The organism is Xanthobacter sp. SG618, assembly GCF_012932745.1.
Lineage (GTDB): Bacteria > Pseudomonadota > Alphaproteobacteria > Rhizobiales > Xanthobacteraceae > Xanthobacter > Xanthobacter flavus.
The window spans coordinates 304988-320659 of the sequence record NZ_JABBHL010000001.1; the positions used below are offsets into that span (position 1 = coordinate 304988).

The 15672-nt window shown below is 66.8% G+C and carries 14 protein-coding genes and 1 pseudogene; 9 read left to right on the top strand and 6 right to left on the bottom strand.

The genetic code is table 11. From position 1 onward, the window contains the following. The first annotated feature begins 110 nt into the window (after positions 1-110). Together FHT36_RS01485 and FHT36_RS24280 are read left to right on the top strand one after the other, a co-directional pair. Positions 111-1283 carry an isovaleryl-CoA dehydrogenase gene (locus FHT36_RS01485; RefSeq protein ID WP_168457791.1) on the top strand — a complete coding sequence of 391 codons (1173 nt, stop codon included), beginning with the start codon at positions 111-113 and terminating at the stop codon, positions 1281-1283. A 167-nt stretch (positions 1284-1450) separates the two neighbouring features. Continuing rightward, positions 1451-1792, top strand: coding sequence for a hypothetical protein (locus FHT36_RS24280; RefSeq protein WP_197023024.1), 342 nt, complete (start codon positions 1451-1453; stop codon positions 1790-1792). A 76-nt stretch (positions 1793-1868) separates the two neighbouring features. On the opposite strand, the gene FHT36_RS24285 is transcribed toward FHT36_RS24280, so the two are convergent. Further along, a complete protein-coding gene (locus FHT36_RS24285; RefSeq protein ID WP_169119955.1) occupies positions 1869-2051 on the bottom strand; it encodes a hypothetical protein in 183 nt (60 codons plus the stop codon). 121 nt (positions 2052-2172) lie between these two features. Further along, positions 2173-2472 (bottom strand): annotated as a pseudogene (locus FHT36_RS24920) (TMEM175 family protein); the annotation flags it as partial. Between the two features lie 281 nt (positions 2473-2753). On the opposite strand from FHT36_RS24920, the gene FHT36_RS01505 reads away from it, so the two are divergent. Further along, on the top strand, positions 2754-4271 hold the full coding sequence (locus FHT36_RS01505; protein WP_169120488.1) for an EAL domain-containing protein: 1518 nt from the start codon (positions 2754-2756) through the stop codon (positions 4269-4271). Positions 4272-4283: 12 nt separating this feature from the next. Here FHT36_RS01505 and FHT36_RS01510 read toward each other — a convergent pair whose 3' ends face one another. From FHT36_RS01510 to FHT36_RS01525, 4 genes are all read right to left on the bottom strand, one after another. After that, positions 4284-5084, bottom strand: coding sequence for a xanthine dehydrogenase family protein subunit M (locus FHT36_RS01510; RefSeq protein WP_169120490.1), 801 nt, complete (start codon positions 5082-5084; stop codon positions 4284-4286). A gap of 9 nt (positions 5085-5093) precedes the next feature. Next, on the bottom strand, positions 5094-7472 hold the full coding sequence (locus FHT36_RS01515; RefSeq protein WP_169120492.1) for a xanthine dehydrogenase family protein molybdopterin-binding subunit: 2379 nt from the start codon (positions 7470-7472) through the stop codon (positions 5094-5096). A 76-nt stretch (positions 7473-7548) separates the two neighbouring features. Beyond that, complete coding sequence (locus FHT36_RS01520; RefSeq protein ID WP_169120494.1) at positions 7549-8067, bottom strand: (2Fe-2S)-binding protein; 519 nt, start codon at positions 8065-8067, stop codon at positions 7549-7551. A 161-nt stretch (positions 8068-8228) separates the two neighbouring features. Next, positions 8229-9293, bottom strand: a complete 1065-nt coding sequence (locus tag FHT36_RS01525) for a bile acid:sodium symporter family protein (RefSeq protein WP_229644032.1) — start codon at positions 9291-9293, stop codon at positions 8229-8231. A 363-nt stretch (positions 9294-9656) separates the two neighbouring features. Here FHT36_RS01525 and FHT36_RS01530 point away from each other — a divergent pair, with 363 nt between their 5' ends. The 6 genes from FHT36_RS01530 to FHT36_RS01555 all read left to right on the top strand — a co-directional run bounded on the left by FHT36_RS01530 (position 9657) and on the right by FHT36_RS01555 (position 15452). After that, positions 9657-10574 carry a branched-chain amino acid ABC transporter permease gene (locus tag FHT36_RS01530; protein ID WP_169120498.1) on the top strand — a complete coding sequence of 306 codons (918 nt, stop codon included), beginning with the start codon at positions 9657-9659 and terminating at the stop codon, positions 10572-10574. Then, positions 10574-12052, top strand: a complete 1479-nt coding sequence (gene livM, locus FHT36_RS01535) for a high-affinity branched-chain amino acid ABC transporter permease LivM (protein WP_169120500.1) — start codon at positions 10574-10576, stop codon at positions 12050-12052. The genes FHT36_RS01530 and livM overlap by 1 nt, the downstream gene beginning before the upstream one ends. Beyond that, positions 12052-12996, top strand: coding sequence for an ABC transporter ATP-binding protein (locus FHT36_RS01540; RefSeq protein ID WP_169120510.1), 945 nt, complete (start codon positions 12052-12054; stop codon positions 12994-12996). The genes livM and FHT36_RS01540 overlap by 1 nt, the downstream gene beginning before the upstream one ends. Continuing rightward, positions 12993-13766, top strand: a complete 774-nt coding sequence (locus FHT36_RS01545; RefSeq protein ID WP_169120512.1) for an ABC transporter ATP-binding protein — start codon at positions 12993-12995, stop codon at positions 13764-13766. The genes FHT36_RS01540 and FHT36_RS01545 overlap by 4 nt, the downstream gene beginning before the upstream one ends. Position 13767: 1 nt before the next feature. Continuing rightward, positions 13768-14226: a DUF6867 family protein gene (locus tag FHT36_RS01550; protein ID WP_348644364.1), complete on the top strand. Its 459-nt coding sequence runs from the start codon at positions 13768-13770 to the stop codon at positions 14224-14226. 125 nt (positions 14227-14351) lie between these two features. Beyond that, on the top strand, positions 14352-15452 hold the full coding sequence (locus FHT36_RS01555; protein ID WP_169120514.1) for a branched-chain amino acid ABC transporter substrate-binding protein: 1101 nt from the start codon (positions 14352-14354) through the stop codon (positions 15450-15452). The last annotated feature ends 220 nt before the right edge of the window (positions 15453-15672 follow it).

Here is a 15672-nt window from a genome sequence, read left to right on the forward strand (position 1 = left end):
GCCGTGCACGGCCCATTGATTAAACGGACAACCGTTTTATTCTAGGCCCCGCTTCCTGGCGGCGGCCACGACCGCGCATGAGAATCCGGGGAGCGAGGGAGGATGTGACCATGCTGCCGAACGCCCCCGGGGGTTTCGATTTCGACCTCGGCGAAACAGCCGACATGCTGCGCGACACCGTGCGCGATTTCTCCCAGGCCGAGATCGCCCCGCGCGCCGCCGAGATCGACAAGACCAACCAGTTCCCCCGCGACCTGTGGCCCAAGCTGGGCGCGCTGGGCCTGCTCGGCGTGACGGCGGAGGAGGAATATGGCGGCTCCGGCCTCGGCTATCTCGAGCACGTCATCGCCATGGAGGAGATTTCCCGCGCCTCCGCTTCGGTGGGCCTGTCCTATGGCGCGCACTCCAATCTCTGCGTGAACCAGATCAGCCGCAACGGCACGCCGGAGCAGAAGGCGAAGTACCTGCCCAAGCTCATCTCCGGCGAGCATGTGGGCGCGCTTGCCATGTCCGAGCCGGGCGCGGGCTCGGATGTGGTCTCCATGCGCACGCGCGCGGAGAAGAAGGGCGACCGCTACGTCCTCAACGGCTCCAAGATGTGGATCACCAACGGTCCCATCGCCGAGACGCTGGTGGTCTATGCCAAGACCGACCCCGCTGCCGGCCCCAAGGGCATGACGGCCTTCCTCGTGGAGAAGGGCTTCAAGGGTTTCTCCACCGCCCAAAAGCTGGACAAGCTGGGCATGCGCGGCTCCGACACCGGCGAACTGGTGTTCGAGGATTGCGAGGTGCCGGAGGAGAACGTGCTGGGCGCGGTGGGCAAGGGCGTCAACGTGCTCATGAGCGGGCTGGACTATGAGCGCGCGGTGCTGGCAGGCGGCCCCACCGGCATCATGCAGGCGTGCATGGACGTGGTGATGCCCTATGTCCACGAGCGCAAGCAGTTCGGCCAGCCCATCGGCACCTTCCAGCTGATGCAGGGCAAGATCGCCGACATGTACGTGACCATGAACGCCACCAAGGCCTACGTCTATGCCGTGGCCAAGGCTTGCGACCGCGGCGCCACCACCCGCGAGGACGCGGCCGGCGCCATCCTCTATGCGGCGGAAAAGGCCACCTGGATGGCACTCGAGGCCATCCAGACCCTCGGCGGTAACGGCTACATCAACGATTATCCCACCGGCCGCCTGCTGCGCGACGCCAAGCTCTATGAGATCGGCGCCGGCACCAGCGAAATCCGGCGGATGCTCATCGGCCGCCAGCTTTTCGACAAGACCGCCTGATACCACCGCTGCGGCGAAGCTCCCGTCAGCGTGTCTGGCGGGAGGTCGACCGGCGGATTATCGTAGGGGCGGGTCTGCGCACCACGACGCCCCACGGTCGCGCGCTCGGCGGCGGAAGCAACGGCTCCCGTCGCCTGTCGAAGTGACGAACCGAAGGATGGAATGCCATGAAGAAGATCATTCTGGCCGCTACCGCTCTCTCTCTGGCTCTGGCCCCCGCCGCCGCGTTCGCGCAGGGCGTGGTGAAGGGTGCCGAGCAGGGCGCCAATGCCGGCGCTTCGGCCGGTGACAAGGCGGCCGGCCCGGTCGGCGCCGGCGTCGGCGGCACGGTCGGCGGTGTGGGCGGTGCGGTCGCGGGCGGTGTCGCCGGCGGCGTCAAGGGCACCGGCACCGGCGCCGAGAAGGGCGCCAAGGAAGGCGAGAAGGCCGCCGGCCCCGTGGGCGCGGTGGTCGGTGGCGCGGTCGGTGCGGTCGGTGGTGCCGTGGGCGGCGTCATCGGCGTGAAGTGACCGGGCGTGAAGTGATCGCCACGTGATTGAGTGAAAGGCCGGCGCGGGGCACCCCTGCGCCGGCCTTTCCTTTTGGTCAGTCCGCTGCGCCGTAGCCGCCGCGCGGCCAGAAGGGCAGACGCGCCAGCCCGGTCAGCAGGTAGGCGTACATGGCCTGCCGCGGCGCCACGGCGCTGATGAGCACCGAGAGAATCGCGGTCGCGATGAACAGCGGCAGCACGCCGCCGGCCGCGCAGCGACCGATGCTTCGGCTCCACATCCAGATATCGGATGGCGATGGTCAGCACGGCCAGCATGGTCATGTTGCCGGCATAGACCACCACCGCCGGCGCCAACCCGCCATAGCGCCCCACCAGCCCCGACGAGAACGGCACGGTGGTGACGAAGAACAGGAACAACAGCGCAAGGCGCACCGTGTGCCGGTCCACCCTCTCGCTCGTGGGCCGGATCTCGATGCCGCTGCGCCAGAAGGCGCCGAGTACGAAGAAGGAAATCACATAGGTCAGCATCTGGTGAGACAGCGAGACCAGATGCGCCGTCAGTTCCGCTGCCGAGGTGAGCGGAAGGTCGTCCGGCAGGCGGATGTCCAACACCAGCAGCGTCATCGCGAAGGCGAAAATACCGTCGCTCAGGGCGTCCACACGCGCCTTGGGAAAGAGGCTCCTGCCGCTGGATTGCATCCTACGCGCTCCGTGCCGCGGGCACGACGCATGCGACAGCCCGGCCGGGCGGGTCAGTCGCCATCGGGCGTCTCGCCCGCCGCAACGCCCCTCGACGGACGCGAACTGCGCACGTCACCTTCATTTGCGCCAATGGCTTTTTGCCATTAATGAAATAATCACGACCCGCTGAAGCAAGATAATTAGCGTATAGATCATGCGAGCGTGTAGCACAATACCGGCCGACATTCTCTGTCGGACATGATTGCTGCACCTTTTGGGCATCCGACATGAGCCGGGGATTGACCTGGGCATTGGTCGTTCTTGCAACCGTTATCGGCACGATGGTGCCGCTGGCGCCGACCCTTTATGTGTCATGGCGGTTTGCTCTTTCCACGCAGCAAGAACAACTCAATGCCTATGCATTGCGAGTTCTTGATCATACCGACGCGGTCTACGCCGATGCGGTGTCGGCGCTGCGCACCATTGCAGCGATGCCCTTTCCGCCCTGCTCGCCACAGCATATTCGCGCGATGTTGCAGATCACCGAAGAGGCGTTGTCTGTTGTCAACATCGGCTATGGCGCGGGGGACGTGGTCGAGTGCAATTCGTGGGGCATGCTGAACTACAAACTGGTGCGAGCCCCGGTCCAGATCGAGCAGCCGGATGGCATCGGCCTCATCCTGAACTGGCGGCCGACCAATTTCGGCACTGACCGGGCGATCCTCATCCTGCGCCTGCGCGAGTACAGCGTCCTCGTCGACCAGAGACAATTCTTCAATGAGTGGGAGACCTCCAACCCATTCACGATCTCGGAAGTCCGCACCCGCGGCGCGCTGCCCATCTATGCGAGCTATCTTGACCGGGACCGACCCACGCCGCCCGACGCATCGGATGCGAGCGTCGAGAAGGTCTCGCGCAACTGGGCCGTGACCGTCCGTCAGCCGCGCATCACATTCAAGGAGCATCTGCAGGCCAATCGGGCGGTCCTCCTGCCCCTTTCGGCCGCGATCGCGCTGCTGTCGGCCGCGTCGGGGCTGCTGGTGCTGCGCCGGCAAAGCTCGCCCCGCACCGAACTGGCGAAGGCACTGAAGAAGGGCGAACTGGTCGCGCACTACCAGCCGATCATCGAGCTGGCTACGGGGCGCTGCATCGGCGCCGAGGCGCTCGTGCGCTGGCCGCGTGCGGACGGCAGCCAGACTCCGCCTGATATGTTCATCCCCCTCGCCGAGGAAACCGGCCTGATCGGGCGCCTGACCGACCAGATGCTGTCCGCCGTCATCGAGGATCTCGGAGATCTGCTGCGCGATGACCCGCAGGCGCATGTCAGCATCAACCTCAGCGCCGTCGACATCACCACCGGCCGCATCCTGCCGGTGCTGGAGCGTGTGCTGGACGGCTCCGGCATCCAGCCGCGGCAGATATGGCTCGAAGCGACGGAGCGCAGCTTCATCGATGTGGACGGTGCGCGCGCCACGCTCCTCGAACTGCGCCGCCGCGGCCACAGGACCGCCATCGACGATTTCGGAACGGGATATTCCGGCCTCAACTACATCCAGAACCTGCCCATCGATCTTCTGAAGATCGACCGATCCTTCATCACAGCGGTCAATACGGAGGCCCCCACGCGCGACGTGACCCCCTACATCATCGCCATGGGACACGAACTGAAACTGCAGATCATCGCCGAGGGTGTGGAAACCGAGAACCAGGCCGAATACCTGCTCACCCAGGGCGTGAGCTTCGCCCAAGGCTGGCTTTACTCGAAGGCCCTTCCGGCCTCGGCATTCCTCGTCTTCTGGACAGCCAGACGCCGATAGGGCCGGCCGCTCTCACCCCGTGATCGAGGCGAGCGCCCGCTTCAGCATCACCTTCGCCAGCTGCGCCCGGTATTCGGCACTGCCGTGCAGGTCGCTCATGAGATTGGAGGGATCGAGCGCGAGGCCGGAGATGGCCTGGACCGTGAAATCGGAGGAGAGGATGTCCCCCGCCTCGGTCCACAGGAACACGCCGGACTGCCCTGCGCCCGTCACCGCCACCCGCACCTCGGCCGCCGTCTTCGCCACGAACACGCCAGCCATGGCGTAGCGCGAGGCCGGGTTTCGGAACTTGGCGTAGCCGGCCTTCTCCACCCTGGGGAAGTCCACGCGGGTGATGATCTCCCCCTCCTCCAGCGCCGTCTCGAACAGGCCGCGGAAGTAGTCGGACGCGCCGATGGAGCGGCGGTCGGTGACCACGGTCGCGTTCAGCGCGAGCACGGCGGCCGGGTAGTCGGCGGTCGGGTCGTCATTGGCCAGCGACCCGCCGATGGTGCCCCGGTTGCGCACCGCCACGTCGCCGATCATGCCGGCGAGATCGGAGAGGGCCGGGATAGCGGCGCGAACCACATCCGAGGCGGCCACCTCCGCATGGCGCGTCATGGCGCCGATGGAGACGCCCTCCGTCGTGGCGCAGATACCGGAAAGTTCCGGGATGCGGGAGAGGTCCACCAGCGCGGTCGGCTGGGCGAGGCGCTGCTTCAGGGTCGGCAGCAGGGTCTGCCCGCCGGCCAGCGCCTTGGCCTCGGGATCGGCGGAGAGGATCGCGGCAGCGGCGGCGATGGCGTCGGGACGCTGATAGTCGAAGGCGTACACGGCGTCCTCCTATTCCGCAGCAAGACGGGAAGCGCGCGCCTGCGCGATGGCCCACACCCTGGAGGGCGTGGCGGGCATGGGCACGTCCTCGGTACCGAGGGCGTTGGTGAGCGCGTTGATGACGGCGGGCGGCGCGCCGATGGCCCCGGCCTCGCCGCAACCCTTGATGCCGAGCGGGTTTGAGGGGCAGCGGGTCTGAGTCATGCCCACGGTGAAGGAGGGCAGGTCGCCGGCGCGGGGCATGGTGTAGTCCATGTAGGACCCGGTCACGAGCTGGCCGTCCTCGTCATAGGTGACGCCTTCCATCAGCGCCTGGCCGATGCCCTGGCCGATGCCGCCGTGCACCTGCCCTTCCACGATCATCGGATTGATGATCTCGCCGAAATCGTCGATGGCGACGAACGACTTGATCTCGACGACGCCGGTCTCCGGGTCCACCTCCAGCTCGCAGATGTGGCAGCCGGCGGGGAAGGTGAAGTTGGTGGGGTCGTAGAACGCCCCCTCCTTCAGCCCCGGCTCGATCTCGGAGGTGGGGAATTTGTGCGCCACATAGGCGTTGAGCGCCACCTCGGCGAAAGCGAGCGAGCGGTCGGTGCCGGCAACGGTGAACTTGCCGTCCTTGAACTCGATGTCCCCTTCCGAAGCTTCCAGCATGTGGGCGGCGATCTTCTTCGCCTTGGCCTCCACCTTGTCGAGCGCCTTCACGATGGCTGACATGCCCACGGCGCCGGAGCGCGAACCGTAGGTGCCCATGCCGAACTGCACCTTGTCGGTGTCGCCGTGCACTACGGTCACCTGATCGATGGGAATGCCGAGGCGGGCGGAGACGAGCTGGGCGAAGGTGGTCTCGTGCCCCTGCCCGTGGCTGTGGGAGCCGGTGAGCACCTCCACGTTGCCGGTGGGGTTCACGCGCACTTCCGCGCTTTCCCATAGGCCGACGCCGGCACCGAGCGAGCCCACCGCCGCCGAGGGGGCGATGCCGCAGGCCTCGATATAGGCGGAGAGGCCGATGCCCCTGAGCTTGCCGTTGCGCTCGGACTCGGCGCGGCGAGCCGGGAAGCCCTTGTAGTCCGCCACCTCCAGCGCCTTGTCGAGGGAGGCGACGTAATCGCCCGCGTCGTAGCACATGATGACGGGCGTCTGGTGCGGGAAGGACTTGATGAAGTTGCGCCGGCGGAACTCCGCCGGGTCCTCGCCGCGCTCGCGCGCCGCCTTCTCCACGATGCGCTCCAGCAGGAACGTCGCCTCCGGCCGGCCGGCGCCGCGATAGGCGTCCACCGGGGCGGTGGTGGTGTAGATGGCATCCACCTCGCAATAGATGGCGGGGATAGCGTACTGGCCCGACAGCAGCGTGGCGTAGAGATAGGTCGGGATGGAGGAGGCGAAGGTGGAGAGATAGGCGCCCATGTTGGCGCGCGTCTTGATCCGGAAGCCGATGATGTGGCCGGCCTCGTCCATCGCCAGCTCGGCATGGGTGATGTGGTCGCGGCCATGGGCGTCGGACAGGAACGCCTCGGAGCGGTCCGCCGTCCACTTCACCGGCCGGCCCACCTTCTTCGACGCCCAGGTGCAGACCGTCTCCTCCGCATAGATGAAGATCTTGGAGCCGAAGCCGCCGCCCACGTCCGGGGCTATGACGCGCAGCTTGTTCTCCGGCGCGATGCCGACGAAGGCGGAGAGCACGAGGCGGGCAACGTGCGGGTTCTGGCTGGTGGTCCAGAGGGTGAAGGCCTCGTCGCCGGAATCATATTCGCCGATGGCCGCGCGCGGCTCGATGGCGTTGGGGGCGAGGCGGTTGTTGACGATGTCGATGCTCGTCACCTTCGCCGCGCGGGCAAACGCGGCCTCGGTGGCGGCCTTGTCGCCCAGCTCCCACTCGAAGGCGGTGTTGCGAGGGGCGCAGTCGTGGATCTGCTCGCCGTCCGTCGCCGTGGCGAGGTCCGCGACGGCGGGGAGAAGCTCGTATTCCACCTCCACCGCCAGCGCGGCGTCCTTCGCCTCGTTCAGCGTCTCGGCGATGACGACGGCCACGTGGTCGCCCACATAGCGCACCTTCTCCTTCGCCAGCGCCGGATGGGAGCCCATCTTCATGGGGCTGCCGTCCTTGGAATGGATCATCCAGCCGCAGATGAGGTCGCCGAGACCGTCGGCGCCGATGTCCGCGCCGGTGAGCACGTCCACCACGCCCGGCATGGCCTTGGCCGCGGTGGGGTCGATGTGGCGGATGCGGGCGTGGGCATAGGGCGAGCGGACGAAATAGGCGTAGGCCTGTCCGGGACGGTCGAGATCGTCCGTGTAGCGGCCCTTGCCGGTGATGAAGCGGTGGTCTTCCTTGCGCCGGACCGCGGCGCCGATGGGCGTGACGGAGCTAGAAACGCTGGCGTTCATCGGGATCCTCCCGGCGCCGCCCTTTGCGGGCGGGCTATGTCTGCGAGATGCGTGGCGGACGGGGTGCGGCAGCCGCCTATTCGGCGGCGCGCGGCGCCTCGGCGGAGCCCATGGCGGCGGCGCCCGCAGCCACCGACTTGACGATGTTGTGATAGCCCGTGCAGCGGCAGATGTTGCCGTCGAGGTTCTCGCGGATGGTCGCCTCGTCGAGGTCGGGGCCGAAGCGGGCCACGAGATCTACCGCGCTCATGATCATGCCCGGCGTGCAGAAGCCGCACTGCAGGCCGTGGTTCTCGCGGAAGGCTTCCTGCATGGGGTGCAGCTTGCCGCCGGTCGCCAGCCCCTCGATGGTGGTGACGGACGCGCCGTCCGCCTGCGCGGCGAGCACCGTGCAGGACTTCACGGCCACCCCGTCGAGATGGACGACGCAGGCCCCGCATTGGCTGGTGTCGCAGCCCACATGCGTTCCGGTCAGGTCCAGCGTCTCGCGCAGGAACTGCACCAGGAGAGTGCGCGGATCGATCTCGGCTGAGACGGACTTGCCGTTCACGGTCAGACGGACGGGGACGCGAACGATGGTCGTCGCCTCGGACATGCCTCACCTCCCTGAGCCGGCCCCCGGTTGCCCGGGCAGTCTTCCGGCGCGGGGTTCGTCCCCGCGTCCGGCACTCACGGCGGCCGGCCGTTTTTCATTCCTCCAATGTGGGACGGCGCCGGTGACGCGGTCAAGACGGGGGTGCCCCGATGGGGAACCCGTCACGCTCTCGTGCGCGCGGGCTCCGGCAGGGGCAAGGTGTCGTCCTCGGCGATCAGCGAGGGCTCTGTCTCCTCCGCATCGATCATCGCCAGCGCATCGGCCCGGGAGGCGAAGCGGTTGGCGATGACGCCCACGATGACCAACTGGAGGAAGTGGTAGAGCATGATGGGCGTGATGATGAGCGACAACGCCGGCGCCGCGCCGAACATCACGTGGGCCATGGGCAGACCCGTCGCCAGCGACTTCTTGGAGCCGCAGAAGGCCACCGCCACCGTGTCCGGCGCGGAAAAACCCATCAGCCGGCACACGCCGCGCGTCAGCGCGTAGACCACCGCGAACAGGCCGACGACGGCGACGATCACTTCAGCGAGCAGCAGCGGGCTCAGGCCCTTCCACACGCCGGAAACCACGCTGTCGCAGAACGAATTGTAGACGATGGCGAGGATCACCACGCGGTCCGCCGCCTTCACGAACGCGCGGTGCCGCTCCACGGTCTTGAGCAGGAGTGGCCGCAGCGCCTGGCCGAGGGCCAGCGGCAGCACCACCAGCGTCACCAGCTTGAGGATGACCGCGCCGAGATCCATCCCGCCGCCCACCGCGTGGAGATACCACGCCATCAAAGCCGGGGTGGCGAACACGCCGATGAGGCTGGAGATGGAGGCGTTGAAGATGGCGACGGGCACGTTGCCCCGCGCCAGCGAGGTCATCGCCACCGAGGACGAAACGGTGGAGGGCAGCGCCGCGAGGAAGAAGAAGCCGATGGCGAGCGGCTCCGGGAAGAGCCCGCCGGCCAGCGCCAGCGCCCCCACGACTACCGCCGGGAAGACGAGGAAGGTTGTAGCCTGCACCACGAGGTGCAGATCCCAGCGCGCGGCGCTCTCGATCAGCCGCCGTGGAGACAGCGAGACGCCGTAGAGCAGGAAGATGACCGCCACGCCCCACGTCGCCGCTTTGTCGGCGTGGAGGATACCGCCGGTGACGCCGGGTTTTGGCCAGGCGAGGGCAAGGACGACGGTGGTGGCGAGGGCGACGAGAAAGGGATCGAGCTTCAGTCGTGACAACATGAGCCGTGTGACGAGGCGTGGGGATGATGTCCCCTCCCCGCGGCCGCTTCCCGTCCCCATCGAAGCTTGCTGCGCCTGAGGCGCGGAAAGGCTCCGCTTCTTCCGCCACCCGGCATCTGAGATGCCCGGCCACGGCTGTGCCGATCTTGGTGTCGACAATATACCAGGAAGGTATCCACCTGCGCCCCCCCCTGCAAGGCCGAAATAAAGGCAGTCGAAGCTTGGCCGAAAGCTCCCGTTGACGGGGTTCGCGACGCAATTGTGTCGGCCGAGGGGCCGGGTTATGACTCTTAAATACGGCAGCGCACAATCATCGGGCACGATGAGATAAGAGGCGCCCGAACAGAGGGGTTCAAGCGGCGGATGGATGTCTTCCTCCAGCAGCTCATCAACGGATTGACCCTCGGGTCGATCTACGGACTGATCGCCATCGGCTACACGATGGTCTTCGGCATCATCGGAATGGTGAACTTCGCCCACGGCGACGTGTTCATGGTCAGCGCCTTCATCGCGCTCATATGCGTGCTGCTGCTGACGACGGTGGTCGGCCTCAGCTCCATCTTCCTCATCCTCGCCATCACGCTGGTGGTGGCGATGCTGTTCACGGGCCTCGTGAGCTGGACCATCGAGCGCGTGGCCTACCGGCCCCTGCGAGGCTCCTTCCGCCTGGCGCCGATGATCTCTGCCATCGGCATGTCCATCCTGCTTTCGAACTTCGTGCAGGTGGCGCAGGGCCCGCGCAACAAGCCGCTGCCGCCCATGGTGACGGAGGTGATCGTCATCCGCGAGACCAACGGCTACGAGGTGACGCTCGCGTACAAGCAGATCATCATCATGGTGGTGACGGCGGTGCTGCTCGCGGGCTTCTGGTATCTCGTCAAGAAGACGCCCCTCGGCCGCGCCCAGAGGGCGTGCGAGCAGGACCGCAAGATGGCGGCGTTGCTGGGCGTGAACGTGGACCAGACCATCGCCCTCACCTTCGTCATCGGCGCTGCTCTCGCTGCCGTCGCGGGCGTCATGTATCTGATGTACTACGGCGTCGTGAACTTCGCCGACGGCTTCGTGCCGGGCGTGAAGGCCTTCACCGCGGCCGTGCTGGGCGGCATCGGCTCGCTGCCGGGCGCGGTGCTGGGGGGCATCCTCATCGGCCTCATCGAGACCTTCTGGTCGGCCTATTTCTCCATTGAATACAAGGATGTGGCGGCGTTCTCCATCCTTGTGGTAACGCTCATCTTCCTGCCGCAGGGCCTGCTCGGCCGGCCGGAAGTGGAGAAGGTGTGATGGCTCCGGTCTCCGGTTCCGATCTCGCCGATGTGCCCTCACCGGTTCCGGAAAAGCCCCGTGGGCCGGAGCGGACCTCCGCCGTGGCGGGGGCCTTCAAGGACGCCCTCGTCAGCGGCCTGCTGACCGCCCTGCTCTTCCTGCCCCTCGTCGGCTTCCGCGCCAGCGAATCGAGCACCGGCTCGCTGGTCCTCACCTATCGCTTCGGGCTGGTCGCCATCTTCGCCGGCATCGTGATGGTGGGCCGTTTCCTGCTCATGGTCACGGTGTGGAACCCGAACCGGCCGCCGCGCCGCGTCTCGACCACGCCCGGCGTCATGGCCCGCCTCGGCGCGCTGGCCTCGCCGGCGGTGAAGCCGTTGTTCTTCAGCTTCGCCATCCTCTACCCGTTCCTGTCCATCCTGCTCGCCGGCGGGCTGAGCCCGAGCCGCTACTGGGTGGACCTCGGCATCTACGTGCTCACCTATGTGATGCTGGGATGGGGCCTCAACATCGTGGTGGGCCTCGCGGGCCTGCTGGATCTCGGCTACGTCGCTTTCTACGCGGTGGGCGCCTACACCTTCGCTTTGCTCTCCACCAGCGTGCCCATCAACGACTTCTTCGCCGGCACGCTGGGCGACGACTTCTGGACCGCCTGGGCATTCTGGATCTGCCTGCCGCTCTCCGGCATCCTCGCCGCCATGTGGGGCGTCATCCTCGGCTTCCCGGTGCTGCGGCTGCGCGGCGACTATCTCGCCATCGTCACCCTGGCCTTCGGCGAGATCATCCGCCTCGTGCTCATCAACTGGGTGTCGCTGACCAATGGCGGCGCGGGCATCTCCTCTATCCCGCCCATCACCTTCTTCGGCGTGCCGTTCGATTCCTCCGAAACCGGCTTCGCGAGCATCTTCGGGCTGGAGTTCAACTCCATGCACCGCATGTTCTTCCTCTATTTCGTCATCCTGGGCCTCGCTGCGCTGACCGCCGTCGTCACCATCCGCCTGAGGAAGATGCCGGTGGGCAGGGCGTGGGAAGCGTTGCGCGAGGATGAGATCGCCTGTCGGTCGCTGGGCATCAACACCACGCTGACCAAGCTCACGGCCTTCGCTACGGGCGCCATGTTCGGTGGCTTTGCCGGCGCCTTCTTCGCCGTGCGCATCCGCTTCGTCTCGCCCGAGAGCTTCACCTTCATGGAATCGGCGGTGATTCTCGCTATCGTTGTGCTCGGCGGCATGGGATCGCAGATGGGCGTCGCGGGCGCGGCGATCCTGCTCATCGGCGGCATGGAGCTGCTGCGCAACCTCTCCTTCCTGAAAGCCGATTTCCTGTTCGGCTCGGACTTCGACCCCTCCCTCTACCGCATGCTCATCTTCGGCTTCGCCATGGTGGCGGTGATGGTGTGGCGCCCGCGCGGCCTCGTCTCCAGCCGCATGCCCACCATCTTCCTGAAGGAGCGCAAGGCGGTGTCCGGGTCGCTGGTGAAGGAAGGGCACGGCTGATGGCGGGCGAGAGCGCAAGCCCCGCCTGCGAGAGCCGGGCCTGGGACCGCAATCCGATCCTGAAGGTCGATCACCTCTCCATGCGTTTCGGCGGCCTCGTCGCCGTCAATGACGTCTCCTTCGTCGCCGGGCGGGGCGAGGTGACGGCGGTGATCGGGCCGAACGGCGCGGGCAAGACCACGGTCTTCAACTGCATCACCGGCTTCTACAAGCCCAGTACCGGCCGCCTCGCCCTGTTCCACGGCGGCCCGGCGACGGACGCGGAAGTGGACGGCGTCACCGCCTCGGGCCTCGCCTGGGGCAAGTCGGAGGCCGGCGCGCTCTATTTGCTGGAGCGCCTGCCCGACCACAAGGTCGCCTCCTGGGCGCGGGTGGCGCGGACCTTCCAGAACATCCGCCTGTTCTCGGGAATGACCATCCTGGAAAACCTGCTTGTGGCGCAGCACATGTCGCTGACCACCTCGGGCCTGCTCAACCCGGCCGCAATCCTCAACCTGCCGTCCTGGCAGCGGAAGCAGAAGGGTGCCGTGGACCGCGCGCTCTACTGGCTCAACAAGATCGGCCTCGTGGACCGCGCCGACGATCCGGCAGGCGACCTGCCCTATGGCGACCAGCGCCGGCTCGAGATCGCCCGCGCCATGTGCACGGACCCCGTGCTCCTCTGTCTCGATGAGCCCGCCGCCGGCCTCAACCCGCGCGAATCCGCGGCGCTGAACGAGCTGCTGCTGTCCATCCGGCGCGAGCATCAGGCCTCCATCCTGCTTATCGAGCACGACATGTCGGTGGTGATGGAAATCTCGGACCACGTGGTCGTGCTGGAATACGGCTCCAAGATCGCCGACGGCACGCCCGACGAGGTGCGCAACGACCCACGCGTCATCGCCTCCTATCTCGGCGTCGAGGACGAGGAAGAGGCCGTCGCGGTGGTGGAGGCCGGGGCATGAGCATCCAGCCGGACACCAAGGCCGTGACCTCTCCCGCTCCCGCCGCGCGCAAGGCGCCGCTGCTCTCCGTCTCGGGCGTCACCGCCTATTACGGCAACATCATCGCGCTCAAGGGCGTGGACATCGAGGTGAATGAGGGCGAGATCGTCACCCTCATCGGTGCCAACGGGGCCGGCAAGTCCACCTTGATGATGACCATCTGCGGCAGTCCCCGCGCCCGCGACGGCCGCATCATCTATGCCGGACGGGACATCACGGCCCTGCCCACCCACGAGATCATGCGCCTCAGGATCGCGCAGTCTCCGGAAGGCCGGCGCATCTTCCCACGCATGACGGTCTACGAGAATCTGCAGATGGGCGCCGCCATCGACGGCAACGCCCATTTCGCCGAGGATCTGGAGCGCATGTTCACCCTGTTCCCGCGGCTGAAGGAGCGCATCGCCCAGCGCGGCGGCACGCTCTCCGGCGGCGAGCAGCAGATGCTGGCCATCGCCCGCGCGCTCATGAGCCGCCCGCGCCTGCTGCTGCTGGACGAACCCTCCCTCGGCCTCGCGCCTCTGGTGGTGCGGCAGATCTTCGACGCCATCCGCATGCTCAACCGCACCGAGGGGCTCACAGTGTTCCTGGTGGAGCAGAACGCCTTCCACGCGCTGAAGCTCGCCCACCGCGGCTATGTGATGGTGAACGGCCTCGTCACCATGTCCGGCACGGGTGCGGAACTGCTCGCCCGGCCGGAAGTGCGCGCCGCCTATCTGGAAGGAGGGCGCTGACGTGACCGCAATCCATCCCGCGCGCGATCCCGGCCGCATCACCTCCCCCATGCTCCTCGGCCCCGCCATTGCGCTGGCGGTGCTGGTGGCGACGCTCTTCGTGTGGCCGGAGGAACTGATCGGCGCTTCGCTTGCCGACTTCCTGCTGGTGACGCTGTTCCTCGGTGGCGGCGCGGCGTGGCTTACCGGCAAGGCTGTCGCCCGATCGTGGGACCCCTACCTCCATCTTCTGGTTTATTGTGGGTTGCTCGCCTGCGCGGTGCGCTTCTGCCACTTCGCGCTGTTCCAGGCGACGCTGTTCGATCCCGAGCCTCTGGCGGTGGAATTCGTGCTGCTCGCCTCCATCGCGACCCTCGGCTTCCGTGCGATGCGGCAGCGGCAGATGACGGTGCAATATGGCTGGATGTACGAGCGGCACGGCAGCGTCGCGTGGCGTCCGCGCAAGCTTGGCAGCAGCTGAGAAGTGGCCCGCCGATCTCCTCATGAGAGGGATCGACACGACTCGTGATTGCGGCACAATGCGCCGCCAACGGATTCAACCTCGCCGGCCGTGACGGCGGCGGGGTGCAGAAGGGGAGACAAGGCATGAAGAAGCTTTTGATGGCGTCGCTGGCGCTCGGCGCCGGCCTCGTCCTGGCGGCGCAGGCCCAGGCGCAGGTGAAGATCGCCGTTGCCGGCCCCATCACCGGCGATCTCGCCGCCGTGGGCGCCCAGCTGAAGAACGGCACCGAGCAGGCCATCGCCGACATCAACGCCTCCGGCGGCATCCTCGGCCAGAAGATCGAATTTCTGGTGGGTGACGACGGCGGCAAGCCCGAGCAGGGCAAGTCGGCGGCCAACAAGCTGATTACCGACGGCGCCAAGTTCGTCATCGGCCACTACAACTCCGGCGTGTCGATCCCGACCTCGCAGGACTATGAAGAGGCAGGCGTGCTGCAGATCAGCCCCGCCTCCACCAACCCGACCTTCACCGAGCGCAAGATGTGGAACACCTTCCGCACCTGCGGTCGTGACGACCAGCAGGGCGCGGTGGCCGGCGCATACATCCTGAAGAACTTCAAGGGCAAGAAGATCGCCGTCGTCCACGACAAGACGCCCTACGGCAAGGGCCTCGCCGACGAAACCCAGAAGACCCTCAACAAGGGCGGCATGAAGGAAGTTCTCTACGAGGGCATCAACCCGAAGGAGAAGGACTATTCGGCGCTCGTCTCCAAGATCAAGGCGTCCGGCGCCGACCTCGTCTATTTCGGCGGCCTCTATCCGGAAGCCGGCCTGATCGTGCGCCAGATGCGTGACCAGGGCCTCAAGACCGTCCTCATGGGCGGCGACGGCATGATCGACAAGGAGTTCTGGTCCATCGCCGGCGACGGCGCCACCGGCACCCTGACCACCTTCGGTCCCGACCCGCGCAAGAACCCCGCCGCCAAGGCCATCGTGGACAAGTTCAAGGCCAAGGGCGTCGATCCCGAGGGCTACGTGCTCTATTCCTATGCCGGCGTGCAGGTCATCAAGCAGGCGGCCGAGGCGGCCAAGTCCCTCGACCCCAAGAAGGTGGCCGAGAAGATCCACTCGGGTATGAAGTTCGACACCGTGCTCGGCCCGCTCACCTTCGACAAGAAGGGCGACATCACCAAGCTCGACTACGTGGTCTACGTCTGGAAGGACGGCACCTACAGCGAGCTGTGATGCCTCACCGTTCAATCGACATCTGACACATCCGAAGCCTGCGCCCCCCGGCGCAGGCTTTTTCGTTTGAGCCAATTTTCGGCTTCAGGCGCCCCGGTGCCACGCTTGTCTTCGGACCGCGGTTTGGCAATCATGCTGCCACAAGGGCAAGGCGCGTCCCATGCGCCCGAAGCCCGGCGTGCGAAGGCCGGACCAACGGCCCCACGCCAGACCCTTTCAA